17 protein-coding genes are annotated in these 15388 nt (G+C 62.3%); 10 read left to right on the top strand and 7 right to left on the bottom strand.

Going from position 1 to position 15388, the window contains the following annotated elements:
• Positions 1–22: 22 nt before the first annotated feature.
• Complete coding sequence (locus FJ543_RS03355) at positions 23–415, top strand: VOC family protein (RefSeq protein WP_015317713.1); 393 nt, start codon at positions 23–25, stop codon at positions 413–415.
• Between the two features lie 81 nt (positions 416–496).
• On the top strand, positions 497–1126 hold the full coding sequence (locus FJ543_RS03350; protein ID WP_015317712.1) for a MarC family protein: 630 nt from the start codon (positions 497–499) through the stop codon (positions 1124–1126).
• A gap of 5 nt (positions 1127–1131) precedes the next feature.
• Here FJ543_RS03350 and FJ543_RS03345 read toward each other — a convergent pair whose 3' ends face one another.
• Both FJ543_RS03345 and FJ543_RS03340 read right to left on the bottom strand, forming a co-directional pair.
• Positions 1132–1557, bottom strand: coding sequence for an OsmC family protein (locus FJ543_RS03345; RefSeq protein WP_140873763.1), 426 nt, complete (start codon positions 1555–1557; stop codon positions 1132–1134).
• Positions 1558–1678: 121 nt separating this feature from the next.
• On the bottom strand, positions 1679–2203 hold the full coding sequence (locus tag FJ543_RS03340; protein WP_023773877.1) for a single-stranded DNA-binding protein: 525 nt from the start codon (positions 2201–2203) through the stop codon (positions 1679–1681).
• Between the two features lie 225 nt (positions 2204–2428).
• Between FJ543_RS03340 and FJ543_RS03335 the strand changes: the two genes are divergently transcribed.
• From FJ543_RS03335 to FJ543_RS03300, 8 genes are all read left to right on the top strand, one after another.
• Positions 2429–2743, top strand: a complete 315-nt coding sequence (locus FJ543_RS03335; RefSeq protein WP_015317709.1) for a metalloregulator ArsR/SmtB family transcription factor — start codon at positions 2429–2431, stop codon at positions 2741–2743.
• Positions 2740–3201, top strand: coding sequence for an SRPBCC domain-containing protein (locus tag FJ543_RS03330; RefSeq protein ID WP_140873761.1), 462 nt, complete (start codon positions 2740–2742; stop codon positions 3199–3201). The genes FJ543_RS03335 and FJ543_RS03330 overlap by 4 nt, the downstream gene beginning before the upstream one ends.
• A gap of 23 nt (positions 3202–3224) precedes the next feature.
• Entirely contained in the window at positions 3225–3830 is a 606-nt protein-coding gene (locus FJ543_RS03325) for an ATP-dependent Clp protease proteolytic subunit (RefSeq protein ID WP_140716866.1), read from the top strand.
• A gap of 87 nt (positions 3831–3917) precedes the next feature.
• Complete coding sequence (locus tag FJ543_RS03320) at positions 3918–4217, top strand: hypothetical protein (RefSeq protein WP_140873759.1); 300 nt, start codon at positions 3918–3920, stop codon at positions 4215–4217.
• 698 nt (positions 4218–4915) lie between these two features.
• Positions 4916–7837 carry an excinuclease ABC subunit UvrA gene (gene uvrA / locus FJ543_RS03315; RefSeq protein WP_140716864.1) on the top strand — a complete coding sequence of 974 codons (2922 nt, stop codon included), beginning with the start codon at positions 4916–4918 and terminating at the stop codon, positions 7835–7837.
• 41 nt (positions 7838–7878) lie between these two features.
• Entirely contained in the window at positions 7879–8346 is a 468-nt protein-coding gene (locus FJ543_RS03310) for a GNAT family N-acetyltransferase (RefSeq protein WP_140726918.1), read from the top strand.
• 28 nt (positions 8347–8374) lie between these two features.
• Entirely contained in the window at positions 8375–9181 is an 807-nt protein-coding gene (locus tag FJ543_RS03305; RefSeq protein WP_140664221.1) for a DUF72 domain-containing protein, read from the top strand.
• Positions 9182–9363: 182 nt separating this feature from the next.
• Complete coding sequence (locus tag FJ543_RS03300) at positions 9364–10512, top strand: GGDEF domain-containing protein (RefSeq protein WP_140873757.1); 1149 nt, start codon at positions 9364–9366, stop codon at positions 10510–10512.
• Between the two features lie 37 nt (positions 10513–10549).
• Here the strand turns inward: FJ543_RS03300 and FJ543_RS03295 are convergent, their stop codons facing one another.
• From FJ543_RS03295 to urtB, 5 genes are all read right to left on the bottom strand, one after another.
• Positions 10550–10726 carry a hypothetical protein gene (locus FJ543_RS03295; protein WP_013531844.1) on the bottom strand — a complete coding sequence of 59 codons (177 nt, stop codon included), beginning with the start codon at positions 10724–10726 and terminating at the stop codon, positions 10550–10552.
• Positions 10727–10987: 261 nt separating this feature from the next.
• A complete protein-coding gene (gene urtE / locus FJ543_RS03290; RefSeq protein WP_140616298.1) occupies positions 10988–11683 on the bottom strand; it encodes an urea ABC transporter ATP-binding subunit UrtE in 696 nt (231 codons plus the stop codon).
• 69 nt (positions 11684–11752) lie between these two features.
• A complete protein-coding gene (gene urtD / locus FJ543_RS03285) occupies positions 11753–12499 on the bottom strand; it encodes an urea ABC transporter ATP-binding protein UrtD (protein ID WP_015317700.1) in 747 nt (248 codons plus the stop codon).
• 6 nt (positions 12500–12505) lie between these two features.
• Positions 12506–13741: an urea ABC transporter permease subunit UrtC gene (urtC, locus tag FJ543_RS03280; RefSeq protein ID WP_140873755.1), complete on the bottom strand. Its 1236-nt coding sequence runs from the start codon at positions 13739–13741 to the stop codon at positions 12506–12508.
• Positions 13738–15354: an urea ABC transporter permease subunit UrtB gene (gene urtB / locus FJ543_RS03275; protein ID WP_140873753.1), complete on the bottom strand. Its 1617-nt coding sequence runs from the start codon at positions 15352–15354 to the stop codon at positions 13738–13740. Before urtB ends, urtC begins: the two co-directional genes overlap by 4 nt.
• Between the last annotated feature and the right edge of the window lie 34 nt (positions 15355–15388).

The raw sequence follows: 15388 nt of genomic DNA, 5'->3' as shown, positions 1-15388 counted from the left end.
CTTTGTGACAATGGAGAAAACCATGTTCGATCATATCTCGATCGGCGTTCGCGACGTCGCTGCCTCCAAACGTTTCTACGATGCCGCGCTGAGGCCGCTCGGCTTCACTTGCGTCAGCCAATCGCCGGGTTCGCTCGGCTATGGTGTCCAGGCTGTCGCGCCCCAGGCTGTCGCGCTGTGGGTCAACGAGGCGGCGCGCCCGGTGCCGGCGGACGAAAGATCCGGCCTGCATTTCTGCTTCGCCGCGCCGACACGGGATAGCGTCGGTGCCTTTCATGCCGGGGCGTTGCGCGAAGGCGGCAGCGACAATGGCGGACCGGGCCTGCGCGCCGACTATGGCGAGAACTATTACGCGGCCTTCGTTGTCGATCCGGACGGCTATCGCCTGGAGGCCTATTGCGGCGCTGCCGCCTAACCTGCGGTTCTGACTGTTCCCACCGACCGGGCTTTGCTCTACCAATGTGGGTACGGGCTTGGCCCGGCGGGAGGGTCAGCGATGCCGAGTTTCGACAGCCTGTTCAATGCCTTCGTCACCATTCTCGTGACCATCGATCCGCCTGGGCTGGCGCCTCTGTTCCTCGCCGTGACGCGCGGCATGAACCGCGAGGAGCGCAGCCAGGTTTCCGTGCGCGCCTCGGTCATCGGTTTTCTGGTGATGGCGCTGTTTGCGGTGGCCGGCGCATCGATCCTGTCGGTGTTCGGCATCACCTTGCCGGCGTTCCGTGTCGCCGGCGGATTCCTGCTGTTCTTCATCGCCTTTGAAATGGTGTTCGAGCGCCGACAGGACCGCAAGGAAAAGATCGGCGACGTCGCCATCACCAAGGACATGATCCACAACATCGCCGCCTTCCCCCTGGCGATCCCGCTGATCGCCGGCCCCGGCGCGATTTCAGCGACGGTGCTGCTCTCAGGCTCGTTTCAGGGTTTTGCGGCGCAGGCGGCCCTGGTCGGCATCATTCTTGTCTGTCTCGTCATAACCTATCTGGTATTCGTGCTGTCGGAACGCATCGACCGCATCCTCGGCCAGACCGGCCGCTCGATCCTGACCCGCCTGCTCGGGGTTATCCTGGCGGCACTGGCCGTGCAGTTCGTGGCAGATGGCATCAAGGCGCTGATGGCCTCGTAGGCCGCTTATTCTGCGGTCGTATCGATGACTTCAAAGTCGTGGGTAATCGTCGCGGTCTTGGCCATCATGGCGGAGGCCGAGCAGTATTTTTCGATCGAAAGGTCGATTGCCCGCTTGACCTTGTCGCTGGACAGCGCCCGCCCCTTGACGATGAAATGCATATGGATGCGGGTGAACACTTTGGGATCGGTTTCGGAGCGGTCGGAATCGAGCTCGACCACGCAATCCTCGACGGCCTCGCGCCCCTTTTCGAGGATATGAACGACATCATAGGCCGAGCAGCCGCCGGTGCCGATCAGCACCAGTTCCATCGGGCTCGGTCCCGGCGTCTTGCCTTCCGGGCCTGACGCCGTGCCCAGCACGACCTTGTGGCCGCTGCCGGACTCGCCGACGAAGGTGCGCTCCTCGACCCATTTTACCCGTGCCTTCATCGCCAGTACGTCTCTGATCGCGCCAACGTCAGCTCAAAACCACCATGCAAAACCCCGAAAGTCCATGCGGACCCTCGGGGCATATCAAGTAAAGGCATTCGCTATTTGGTGCGGCTTTCGATCAGAATGGAATTTCGTCGTCCAGTTCGCGCGACGAACCACCGCCACCGCCGCCCCTGGGAGCGTTGCCGCCACCGCGGTTGAACCCTTCGTTCGGGCTCGACTGGCCGAAATCGGAACCACGGCTGCTGCCGCCACCGCTGTAGCCGCCAACCTGACCGCCCTCACCCTGGCCACGCGCGTCGAGCATCTGCAACTCGCCGCGGAATTTCTGCAGCACGACTTCGGTCGTGTATTTGTCGGCACCGGTCTGGTCCTGCCATTTGCGCGTCTGCAGCTGGCCCTCGACATAAACCTTCATGCCCTTCTTCAGATACTGCTCCGCCACCTTGGCGATGCCCTCATTGAAGATGACGACGTTATGCCACTCGGTCTTTTCCTTGCGCTCGCCGGAATTCTTGTCGCGCCAGCTTTCCGACGTCGCGATGCGGATGTTGACGACCGGCTCGCCCGAGTTCAGGCGGCGGATTTCAGGGTCAGCGCCGAGATTGCCGACCAGAATGACCTTGTTGACGCTACCCGCCATGATATTTCTCCGCGCTATCCGAAACAAATTTTTGTCGCAGCACCTTACAGGCTACGCACGTCAGCCGCTTGCCAAGGCTGGCTTTTCCCACAAGGTTTTTGTTCCCTTTTCGTTCCTATATGCACTGCGGCCAATTGTCAAGGAATGGCAGCAATGCCGGAACGCCGCATATGGGTCTCAAAACAGCGCTTGCCAAATCGATAAGTATCGACTTATGCTTTTGTCATGATCGAAGCAGAGATTTTCCGCGCCTTGGCCGACCCGACACGCCGCGCCGTCTTCGAGCGTCTCGCCACAAGCGAGATGAGCGTGTCGGAATTGCGCAGCGGCCTGACGGTGTCGCAACCGGCGGTGTCGCAGCATCTGGCGGTGCTGCGGGGCGCCGGCCTCGTGGTCGAGCGGCGGGCCGGCCGCAACGCCTATTATCGTGCGGATCCGCAGGGGCTTGCCCCGCTGCTCTCATGGATCGAACGCTACCGTACCTTCTGGCCGGAGCGCATCGAAAGGCTGAAGACGGTTTTGAAGGACATGGATCAATGAACAGCCAAAGCGAAGTCTCTCCCGATGCGATCGAGTTCGAATACGATCTTGCCGAGCCGCCGGAAAAGGTTTGGCGGGCGCTGACCGTGCCGGAACTGCTCGCCGCCTGGATGATGCCCAACGACATCAGGCCGCAGACCGGCAGCCGCTTTGCCTTCGCCGGTCAAGACGCGGCGATCGAATGCGAGATTCTCGATGCCGAGCCCGAACGCCTGCTGCGCTATTCCTGGCGCGAGCGGTCGGACGATGCCACGCACCCGCTCGACAGCACCGTCACCTTCACACTCGCCCGAACCGTTTCCGGCGGCACGCATCTGCGCATCCTCCATGACGGCTTTGCTCGCAAGGCGATGCCGGCCGTGGCCATGGCGGGGGCAGGCTGCCGACTTTCGCTGCACGGGACCGGCACGCCTATAGCCGCGAACACCCCACGCCTTCTGCTGCTGCACGCGGCTTGAACACGGAAAATTGGAGACAGAAAATGAGCGGTGTTGCCAGTCTTGTGCCGATGGTAATCGAGCAATCGAGCCGCGGCGAACGCGCATTCGACATTTTTTCGCGGCTGCTGCGCGAGCGCATCGTCTTCGTCAACGGGGAGATTAACGACGACGTCTCGGCGCTGGTCTGCGCGCAGCTTTTGTCACTGGAGTCGGACAATCCCGAGAAGGAGATCTCGCTCTACATCAACTCGCCCGGCGGCATGGTGACCAGCGGCTTCGCCATCTACGACACGATGCAGTATATCAGCTGCCCGGTGTCGACCGTGTGCATGGGCTTTGCAGCATCGATGGGATCGTTCCTGCTGATGGCGGGCACGGCCGGACGGCGCATCGCCCTGCCCAACGCCACCATCCTGCTGCATCAGCCGCTGGGCGGCTTCCAGGGCCAGGCTTCCGACATCCAGCGGCACGCCGAACGCATCGGCCAGACCAAACGCCACATGACCGAACTCTACGCCCAGCATTGCGGCCGCAGCTATGAAGACGTCGAGCGCACGCTCGACCGCGACCATTTCATGACCGCCCGCGAGGCCCAGGCCTGGGGCATCGTCGACCATGTGTTCGACACCCGCAAAAAGGCTGCGTAGGACCAGAGTGAGGTCAAATCCTGCTGCTTGTCGAAGATTTGACGATCCCGCTCTGGCTCCGGTGGCGGCAGGCCCCTATAACAAGGGATGACCGACACTCATCGATCAAGAACATCGCACCGTGTCACGGCCGCCATGGTGCTTGCCATCGTCGGCCTTGTGTCCAGGTCGGCACTTGCCGACGAGGCCTCGTCGTCGGTTCGGAAAGGCGCCCTGCCCGGCGTAACCGGCGACTATCGCATCGCCAAGCCGGCCCCGGTGCCCGAACCCGACGACGCGTTCCCCAGCAGCGGCAACGGGCAGTTCAAGATCGGCAATACCGATGTCAGGATTTCCGGCAGCATCACCGTCGATGTCGGAGTTGGCGGGATCAAGCCACCCAGATAGGCAAAGATCGGGCCTTCCAACTGGAGCCCGCCCAAAAGAACAGCCCCGCCGTGCCTTGGGCAAACGGACGGGGCTTTTCTGGATCTCAAATCCATTTTTGCCGGGAGTGTACTGCCGGCGTTTGATTTCGGATGCTTCGCGGCATTCAGCCGACGATCCGACTAGCAGTCTCTGATTTTCAGGGATACGGCAGGTCACGGTTTGTCGGGTGGCGCAAACGCCTGCCCTTGGCACTTATGCCTGCCGCGGCTCCAGTAACAACTGAAGCCCTGGGGGACTATCCGGTGGCGTCATGCTCCGCTCCTCTTGTCCGTTGCGACATTGTCATCGTGAAGCGCAAATCGCAAATGCCTGCGGCGTCTCGCAGGCCGCCTTGGGGCGGCGAGGCCATCGATAGACGGCCGGCTTCGCTGACTTCGCAAGACTGCTCCCGTGAGTTGGCCGCGTCAACCATCAACAGCCGGTTACGGAAAAATGTGATCGCCGGGAGCTTACGTTCGGGTCAGCTTCCGAACAGCTTTGTCAGGAGCGTGTTCGGCCTTTGTTCTTTCCGCTTGCCCCCTCGCGCGAAAGGCGGTTAAACGACTTCTGTCGAGAATTGTGGCGTCTCTCGACGTGGCGGCAAAAATAACTACATAGGGAATGGCCGGGGAAACCCGCCGATCCCACAAATTCCAGATCTGAGGCGGCGACCTGACATGGCCGACCATAAATATCTTTCCATTCGCGGGGCGCGCGAACACAATCTGAAGAATGTCGATCTCGACCTGCCGCGTGACAGCCTGATCGTCATGACCGGCCTGTCGGGCTCCGGCAAATCGTCGCTTGCTTTCGACACCATCTATGCAGAAGGCCAGCGCCGCTATGTCGAGAGCCTCTCGGCCTATGCCCGGCAATTCCTCGAAATGATGCAGAAGCCGGACGTCGACCAGATCGACGGCCTGTCGCCGGCCATCTCGATCGAGCAGAAGACCACGTCGAAGAACCCGCGTTCGACGGTCGGTACCGTCACCGAGATCTACGACTATATGCGCCTTCTGTTTGCCCGCGTCGGCGTGCCCTATTCGCCGGCCACCGGCCTGCCGATCGAGAGCCAGACGGTCAGCCAGATGGTCGACCGGGTGCTGGCCGTCGAGGAAGGCACGCGCCTGTTCCTGCTGGCGCCCATCGTGCGCGGCCGCAAGGGCGAATATCGCAAGGAACTGCTGGAGTTGCAGAAGAAGGGCTTTCAGCGCGTCAAGGTCGACGGCGTCTTCTATGAAATCGCCGATGTGCCGGCGCTGGACAAGAAATACAAGCACGACATCGACGTCGTCGTCGACCGCATCGTCGTTCGCGGCGACCTTGCCACAAGGCTTGCCGACTCCATCGAGACGGCGCTGAAGCTGGCCGAGGGGCTGGCAGTGGCCGAGTTCGCCGACAGGCCGCTCGATGCCAGCCAGACTGGCGAGGATTCGGTCAACAAGTCGAAGAACGAGACGCATGAGCGCATCCTGTTCTCGGAAAAGTTCGCCTGCCCGGTTTCCGGCTTCACCATTCCGGAAATCGAGCCCAGGCTGTTCTCCTTCAACAACCCGTTTGGCGCCTGCCCGACCTGCGACGGTCTCGGCAGCCAGCGCGCCATCGACCCCAACCTCGTGGTGCCGGACGAGAACGTGTCGCTGCGCGACGGCGCCGTCAGCCCATGGGCGAAATCGACCTCGCCCTATTACTCGCAGACGCTCGAGGCATTGGGCAAGGCGTACGACTTCAAGCTCGGCGACAAGTTCAAGGATCTTTCAGCGCCGGCCCAGGAAGCGATCCTGCGCGGCACCGGCGAGCGCGAGATCACCTTCCAGTATGATGACGGCCTGCGCTCCTACAAGACGACCAAGACCTTCGAAGGCGTCATCCCCAATCTCGAACGGCGCTGGAAGGAGACCGAATCCGCCTGGATGCGCGAGGAGATCGAGCGTTTCATGTCGGCAACGCCCTGCCCGGTCTGCAAGGGCTACCGGCTGAAGCCGGAGGCGCTGGCGGTGAAGATCGCCGGCAAGCACATTGGCGAAGTGACGGAACAGTCGATCCGCAACGCCGACAAATGGTTCACCGACCTGCCGGCGCAGCTCAACGACAAGCAGAACGAGATCGCTGTCCGCGTCTTGAAGGAAATCCGCGAGCGTCTGCGCTTCCTCAACGATGTCGGGCTCGACTATCTCACCTTGTCGCGCAATTCCGGCACGCTGTCGGGTGGCGAAAGCCAGCGCATCCGGCTGGCCTCGCAGATCGGCTCAGGCCTCACCGGCGTGCTCTACGTGCTGGACGAGCCGTCGATCGGCCTGCACCAGCGCGACAACACGCGCCTGCTCGATACGCTCAAGCACCTGCGCGACATCGGCAACACCGTGATCGTCGTCGAGCACGACGAGGACGCAATCCTGCATGCCGACTACGTTGTCGACATGGGTCCGGCCGCAGGCATCCATGGCGGCGAGATCATCGCCCAGGGCACGCCGCAGCAGGTGATGGCCAACCCCAATTCGATCACCGGCAAATATCTGTCGGGCGCGCTCGAAGTGGCAACGCCCGGCGTGCGCCGCGAGGCGAAGAAAAACCGGCGGCTGAAGATCGTCGGCGCGCGCGGCAACAATCTGAAGAACGTCACCGCCGAAATCCCGCTCGGCACCTTCACCGCCGTCACCGGCGTATCGGGCGGCGGCAAGTCGACCTTCCTGATCGAGACGCTGTTCAAGGCTGCCTCGCGCCGCATCATGGGCTCGCGCGAACATCCGGCCGAGCATGACCGCATCGAGGGATTGGAGTTCCTCGACAAGGTCATCGACATCGACCAGTCGCCGATCGGCCGCACGCCGCGTTCGAACCCCGCCACCTATACCGGCGCCTTCACGCCGATCCGCGACTGGTTCGCCGGGCTACCGGAAGCGAAGGCGCGCGGCTATCAGCCCGGCCGTTTCTCCTTCAACGTCAAGGGCGGCCGCTGCGAGGCCTGCCAAGGCGACGGCGTCATCAAGATCGAGATGCACTTTTTGCCCGACGTCTACGTCACCTGCGACGTCTGTCACGGCAAGCGCTACAACAGGGAGACGCTCGACGTGCTGTTCAAGGGCAAGTCGATCGCCGACGTGCTCGACATGACCGTCGAGGAAGGCGTCGATTTCTTCGCCGCCGTACCCGGCGTACGCGACAAGCTGGAGACGCTGAAGCAGGTCGGCCTTGGTTACATTCATATCGGCCAGCAGGCGACGACGCTGTCCGGCGGTGAAGCGCAGCGCATCAAGCTCGCCAAGGAACTGTCGCGCAAGGCGACCGGCAAGACGCTCTACATCCTCGACGAGCCGACCACAGGCCTGCACTTCCACGACGTCGCCAAGCTGCTGGAAGTGCTGCACGAACTGGTCGACCAGGGCAATACCGTCGTCGTCATCGAGCACAATCTCGAAGTGATAAAAACCGCCGACTGGGTGCTCGACCTCGGCCCTGAAGGTGGCGACGGCGGCGGCGAACTGGTGGCGTCCGGCACACCGGAAGCGATCGTGCGGGAGAAGCGCAGCTACACCGGCCAGTTCCTCAAGGAGTTGCTGGAGCGTCGCCCTGGAGGCAAACGCGAAGCGGCGGAGTGATGGGTAAGGATGATCTCATCACGGTCCAGAGCAGCTTTGGCATGAGGCTTGCCGGCCCTGAAGATCTCGCCGCGATCGTCGCGCTGACGCAAGCCGCCTACGCTCCCTACTCCGCCATACTCGATGCACCGCCGATCCCGGTTACCGAGGACTACGCGCCGCGTATTGCCCAGGGTCAGGTCTGGCTGCTGGAGATCGGTGATGAACTTGCCGGAGTGATCACGCTGGAGCGGCATGAAGATCACGCGATGATCTTCTCCGTCGCGGTGTCGCCTGCCTTCCAGGGCAAGGGGTTCGGTATTGCATTGCTGAAGCACGCTGACGAGCAGGCGCGGCAGTGGGGCCTGCCGGAGATACGGCTCTACACCAATGCGAAAATGGAACGAAACATCGCGCTCTATCTCGCTTACGGCTATCGCGAAACGGGTCGCCGGCCCAATCCCTACCGGCCAGGGTGGATACTCGTCGACATGGCCAAACCCGTCGACAACAGGTCCACCACGGCCTGATCGCCACTAGAAATCTGGGAGGACGACAATGAGCAAATCGGGAACAATCCGCGCCGGCATGGGCGGCTGGACCTTCGAACCCTGGGACACGTCCTTCTACCCCGAGAAACTGTCGAAGGCCAAGCAACTGCAATACGCTACCCGGCAGGTGCCGAGCATCGAGGTCAACGGCACTTATTATTCGAGCTTCAAGGAGCCGACCTTCGTCAAATGGGCCAACGAAGCACCTGACAATTTCGTCTATTCGCTGAAAGGCAACCGCTTCGTTACCAACCGGCGCGTGCTGGGCGAGGCCGGTGAATCGATGATGCGTTTCCTGGGTTCCGGCGTTGCCGCGCTCGGCGACAAGCTGGGACCGATCCTGTGGCAGTTCGCTCCGACCAAGAAGTTCGATCCGGACGATTTCGAGGCGTTTCTGAAGCTGCTGCCGGAAAAGCAGGATGGTGTCGCGCTGCGCCACGCGCTGGAAGTGCGCAACGACAGTTTCATCGTGCCGGAATTCCCAGCGCTCGCGCGCAAATACAAGGCGGCGATCGTCTATGCCGACCATGCCAAATATCCTGATATCGCCGACATCACTGGCGATTTCATCTACGCGCGGCTGCAGACCGGCTCGGATGACAATCCGGACTGCTACACGCCAAAGGGCCTCGACGAATGGGCGGCGCGGGCCAAGATCTGGGCGCAAGGCAAGCAGCCGGCGGATCTGCGGCGCGCCGACCCTGCCAGCGACGCGCCGGTCCAACCGCGCGACGTGTTCGTCTACTTCATCACCGAGGGCAAGGTGCGGGCGCCGTTCGGGGCGATGGCATTGATGAGGCGCGTAGCCGACTGAAAAGGCATCAGTCGGTTTCCAGCTACACACAATAGGCGCATAGCCTGTGCGTATTAGCGTAGCAAAGCGCCTGTTCCTGGGCATCTTCGCCACGATCGTAACCTTATCGACACTTCCTTGCCGCATGAATGCGCCGACGCCAAGCCGCAGAGCTGGGACCGCCGCCGGCAGGGAAAGAGGGCATGTCGCTCGACTACACTTCACTTCTGCTGGCCGTCGGTTTCTCGGCCGCTTGCCTCAGCCTGACATTGTTCGGCATGTGGCTGACCGCCCGCTCGGAAAAATTCCTGCTGACATGGGCGATCAGCCTGGTGTTCGTGGTCGGCGATATTTTTATCTATGACGCCTATATCGAGATGCCGGGACGCCTGCTCGGCATCGCCACCTCCGCGTTTCTGCTGATCGGCTTTTCGGCCATGCTGGGTGCGGCCTATCAGTTCCGAACCGGCGGCTCGCCACTGCCGCGGACCCTGTGGGGTTGCTATTCCCTGGCGATAGCGTTGCCCCCCATGGCTCTGGGCTACGATGGCCTCGGCTTCGTGGCGGAGAACATGTTTGCCGCCGTGCTCCTGTTCGCCACGGCTTTCGAATACTGGAAGGGCCGTGATGAGGCACCCGCCCTGACGATCGGCATCACCGCGCTCTATTCGGCCACGGCCACCTCCTTCGGGCTCTGCGCCATGGTTCTCGCCTGGGAAGGAAAACTGGTGCTCGGACATGCACCAAGCAACTGGGCCGAGGAGCTCAGTCTCATCGTGGTTATCGCCAGCATGACAGGTATTGGCGCGCTGTCGCTTGCCCTCAATCAGGGGCGTCTGGCGAGGCATCACCATCGCAACGCCCAGACGGATTCCCTGACCGGCCTGCTCAACCGGCGCGCGCTGTTCGACATGCATGGCCATGTCCCGGTCGGCGCCTTTACCGCGGTGGTCGTCTTCGACCTCGACAACTTCAAAACCATCAACGACGAATTCGGCCATGCGGCGGGCGATGAAGTGCTGAGGGTGTTCGCCAACGAGTTGGCAGCCAACCTTCGACCGGCCGACGTCGCCGCGCGCATGGGCGGCGAGGAATTCGCGCTGGTACTGAAGCGCACGCTGCCGGAGGCGGTCGAGGAAGCAGCCGAGCGTATCCGGGCGGCTTTCGCGACGCGACTGATAGAAACCGAAACCGGTTCCCTCACCTGTACGGTCAGCGCCGGATTTGCGTTTGGCAGCAAAGAGGGCATCAGCCTGGACAAGGTGCTCAGCGCCGCCGACAAGGCGCTCTATGACGCCAAGCGGGGAGGTCGCAACCGCGTCACGGCCTCGCCATTCCGACGCGCGAGCTAAACGCGCGTATCATGCCAAGCCCGCCGGGCGACATGCATTAGGCCGCCATGACGATTTCATTGAAGGTATCGAGGTCGACATAGAAGACCTTGGTGATCTCCTCGATCAGGTCGTCGTAGTCACAGCCCTGTGACCTCAGAATGTTGATGGCGGCGATGATGTCGACGCGTTCGGTAAGCCGCCGCTTCTGGTAGTCCTCGACGTAACGTTCCATGGCTGTCCCTTAGCCTGTGTGCCCAAACGCGTTTGAACGACAATCAGATCGGGAAGCTAGGAAGCCTTGCTTGCGTGGAACTTGCAGGGCCTTTGCCGCGCCGCGATCTGCGATAACCAGACTGATACGGAAACGGCCGACTCACAAAGCCACGGAAAGACTAGCATGCGATATTGCATGTGCCAGAGACGCAGATGATGGATGTAGGAAATATTGGACTTGCCAATAACTTCAAATCTTCAATGAAGTCTGGCACCGATTCTAGACCGTGAGGAATTTGCGGACATCGGCCCGGTCTAAATCTTCCGCCGGGCCGGTGTGGACGATCTGGCCGCGATCCATGATGTTGACCTCGTCGGCGAGTTCGCGGCAGAAATCGAGATACTGTTCGACCAGCAGCACCGCAATGCCGGCCTGGTCGCGCAGATAGCGTATGGCGCGGCCGATATCCTTGATGACAGAGGGCTGGATGCCTTCGGTCGGCTCGTCGAGCACCAGCAGCTTCGGCCGCATCACGAGTGCCCTGCCGATGGCGAGCTGCTGTTGCTGGCCGCCGGAAAGATCGCCGCCACGGCGGCCAAGCATCTGCTTCAGCACCGGAAACAGCTCGAAGACGTGCGCCGGCACGTTGCGGTCGGCGCGCTTCAAGGGCGCGAAGCCGGATTCGAGATTTTCCCGCACGCTGAGCAGCGGAAAGATCTCCCTGCCCTGCGGAACGAATGCGATGCCCGACCGGGCGCGGTCATACGCCGCGCTCCGGTCGAGCGCCTTCCCCTCGAAGGCAACGCTTCCGCTCGTCAGCCTGTGGTGGCCGACGATCGATCTCATCAAACTGGTCTTGCCGACGCCGTTGCGGCCGAGCACGCAGGTGATCTTGCCGGCGCCCGCCTTCAGCGATACGCCGCGCAACGCCTGGGCGGCGCCGTAGTGCAGCGTGGCATTGGAAACCTCGAGCATGTCAGCGCCTTCTCCAGAACCTCAGCAAAGACAGATCGAAGCGATGGAATTGAACCCGCCAATGCATGCTCATCTCCCCAGATAGACTTCGACGACGCGCTCGTCGGCCGAAACGAAATCGAGCGTCCCTTCCGAGAGCACCGAGCCTTCATGCAGGCAGGTAACCTTGACGCCGAGTTCGCGGACGAAATGCATGTCGTGTTCGACGACAATGACCGAGTGGTCACGGGCGATATCCCTGAGCAGCCGCGCGGTTTCCTCGGTCTCGGCATCGGTCATGCCGGCCACCGGCTCGTCGACCAGAAGCAGCTTCGGGTCCTGCGCCAGCAGCATGCCGATCTCGAGCCATTGTTTCTGGCCGTGGCTAAGATTGGCGGCGAGTTCGCGGCGCTTGTCGCCCAACCGGATGATGCCAAGGATGTCATCGATCTGCCGCGCCTCGGCGGGCGATTGGCGATGGAACAGCGCCGGGAAGATCGAACGCGGTCCCTTCAGCGCCAGCATCAGGTTTTCTTCGATCGTGTGGCTTTCGAAAACGGTCGGCTTCTGGAATTTGCGGCCGATGCCCATCATGGCGATCTCGGCTTCGTCATGCCTGGTCAGGTCCACCTGGCCGTCGAAGAACACTTCGCCTTCATCCGGCCTCGTCTTGCCGGTGACGATGTCCATCATCGTCGTCTTGCCGGCGCCGTTGGGGCCGATGATGGCGCGCATCTCGCCCTTGTCGAGCACCAGGGACAGATTGTTGATGGCGCGAAAGCCGTCGAAGGACACCGAGACGCCGTCGAGATAGAGGATAGTGTTGGATTTGCTCATGGTCGCTTACTCCGCCGCCTGCGGTTCGGGGTCGGACCAGGACCACTCGCCTGGGTTTCTCGCCGGCGAGCGAGCGGGCTTCGAGGTCGCGGACGCGATGCCAACCTCGGCGCCGGCTTCTTCAGCCAGGGACGCCAAGCGCAGCGCCCTGGCATTGCCGCGCCAGCTGTCCCACATGCCGATGATGCCCTTGGGCAGGAGCAAGGTGACGGCGACGAACAGGCCCCCGAGCGCGAACAGCCAGAATTCCGGCAGCACGCCGGTGAACCAGGATTTGCCGGCATTGACCAGCAACGCGCCGATGATCGGCCCGACAATGGTGCCGCGGCCGCCGACCGCCGCCCAAATCACCACCTCGATCGAATTGGCCGGCTCGAATTCGCCTGGATTGATGATGCCGACCTGCGGCACGTAGAGCGCGCCGGCAATGCCTGCCATGACGGCCGAAACGGTAAAAGCGAACAGCTTTACGTTCTCGGCCCGCCAGCCGAGGAAACGCGTGCGGCTCTCGGCGTCGCGCACGGCCATCAGCAGCTTGCCGTATTTGGAGCCGACGATCGCCCAGGTGATGAAAACGGCGAGTGCCAGCATCACCGCGCTGGCCGCGAACAGTGCCGAACGGGTCGTATCGGCCTGCACGTTGAAGCCCAGAATATCCTTGAAATCGGTCAGGCCGTTATTGCCTCCGAAACCCATATCGTTGCGGAAGAAGGCAAGCAGCAGCGCATAGGTCATCGCCTGGGTGATGATGGAGAGGTAGACACCGGTGACGCGGCTGCGGAAGGCGAACCAGCCGAAGATGAAGGCAAGCAGGCCGGGCACCGCCAGCACCATGATGGCGGCGAACCAGAAATGGTCGAAACCGGTCCAGAACCAGGGCAATTCCTTGTAGTTCAGGAACACCATGAAATCGGGCAGGATCGGGTTGCCGTAGACGCCGCGCGAGCCGATCTGGCGCATCAGATACATTCCCATCGCATAGCCGCCGAGCGCGAAGAAGGCGCCGTGGCCGAGCGAGAGGATACCGCAATAGCCCCAGACCAGATCGAGCGAGAGCGCCAGCAGTGCATAGCAGAGATATTTGCCGGTCAGCGCCACGATGTAGGACGGAATGTAAAAGGCGCTTGTCGGCGAGACGGCCAGGTTAAGCACCGGCACGATTATAGCCACCGCCAGCAGGATGAAGATGGTGATGGCGATGCGGCGATCCGCGCCGGCGGCAAAGAAGCGTCCCGATATCATGCTTCCACCGCTCTGCCCTTGAGCGCGAACAGGCCTCGCGGGCGCTTCTGGATGAAGAGGATGATCAGCACCAGCACGACGATCTTGCCGAGCACCGCGCCGGCATAGGGCTCGAGAACCTTGTTGACGATGCCGAGCGAAAAGGCGCCGACCAATGTACCCCAGAGATTGCCGACACCGCCGAAGACGACCACCATGAAGCTGTCGATGATGTAGCCGCGACCAAGATTGGGCGAGACATTGTCGATCTGGCTGAGCGCGACGCCGGCGATACCGGCAATGCCGGATCCCAGCGCGAAGGTCAGCGCGTCGACCCAGGGGGTCCTGATGCCCATCGAGGCGGCCATGCGCCGGTTGGCGGTGACGGCGCGCATCTGCAGCCCCCAAGGCGTGCGCTTCATCACATAGAGCAACATGCCGAATACCGTGAGCGCGAACACCAGAATCCACAGCCGGTTCCAGGTGATGGCCAGTTGTCCGACGTCGAAGGAGCCGGACATCCAGGACGGATTGCCGACCTCCTGGTTGGTCGGTCCGAAGATCGAGCGCACCGCCTGCTGCAGGATGAGCGAGACGCCCCAGGTTGCCAGCAGCGTCTCCAGCGGCCGGCCGTAGAGGAACCGGATCACGCCGCGCTCGATGACGAGACCGACGAATGCCGCGACCAAGAAGGCGAGCGGCAGCGCGATCACCAGCGACCAGTCGAACAAGCCGGGAAAGGACGTCCGGATCACCTGCTGGACGACGAAGGTCGTATAGGCGCCAAGCATCACCATCTCGCCATGCGCCATGTTGATGACGCCCATGACGCCGAAGGTGATGGCAAGCCCGATCGCTGCCAGCAGCAGCACCGAACCCAGCGAAATCCCGTACCAGATGTTCTGTCCGGCATCCCACAAGGCCAGCGTCGAATTGATGTTGGCGATCGCTGCGGTCGCCGCGTCCTTAACCGCGCCGGAGGCACTGGCCTCGACCGAAGTGAGCAGCGAAACCGCGTCGCGGTCGCCACGCGCGCCGATCAGGGCGACCGCGGCGAGTTTGTCGGCCTCGGGCCTGTCGGAAACAAGCACCGAGGCCGCGCGGGCCTGTTCGAGCAGAGCCTTGACGCTGGCCACGGTCTCGCCGGCGATCGCCGTGTCGAGTGGCTCGATGTTGGCTGCGTCGGGCGTCTTGAACATGGTGCGGGCGGCGGCCAGCCGCACGGCCGGATCCTTGGCGCCAAGCGTCAGCGTGCCGAGCGCATCGCGGATGACGCGGCGCAGCGTGTTGTTGACCTTGATCTTGGCGACGTCGCCCTTGGCCGCCTCGCCGGATGCTTCGCTGCTGAGCGGATCGAAAAGCTGGACGCTTTCGCCGGTTTCCTTGCCGACGAAGACCAGGGAATCCGCTTTGCGGATATAGAGATTGCCGTCGGCGAGTGCCGAAAGCGGGTGTTCGACCAAGGGATCGCCGGTGGCGGCGAGGTCATGCACGACGGCTCCGGTCTCGGAAAAGCCCTTGGCGGTCGCGAACTTGGCGATGATGGCGCGCAGATCGGCTTCGCCTGCGCCCGACGACGACAGTGTCGCCAGCAGGAACAACAGCGTCAGGCCAATTGTGCGGATCAAGGTCATCGGCTTGTGTTAACCCTTGAAGGTTTGAAATGGG

Origin of the sequence: Mesorhizobium sp. B2-5-7 (assembly GCF_006440875.1) — a bacterium.
Taxonomy (GTDB): domain Bacteria; phylum Pseudomonadota; class Alphaproteobacteria; order Rhizobiales; family Rhizobiaceae; genus Mesorhizobium; species Mesorhizobium australicum.
Note: the sequence above shows the minus strand (reverse complement) of the source record. Positions and strands in the feature narration are given on the sequence as shown.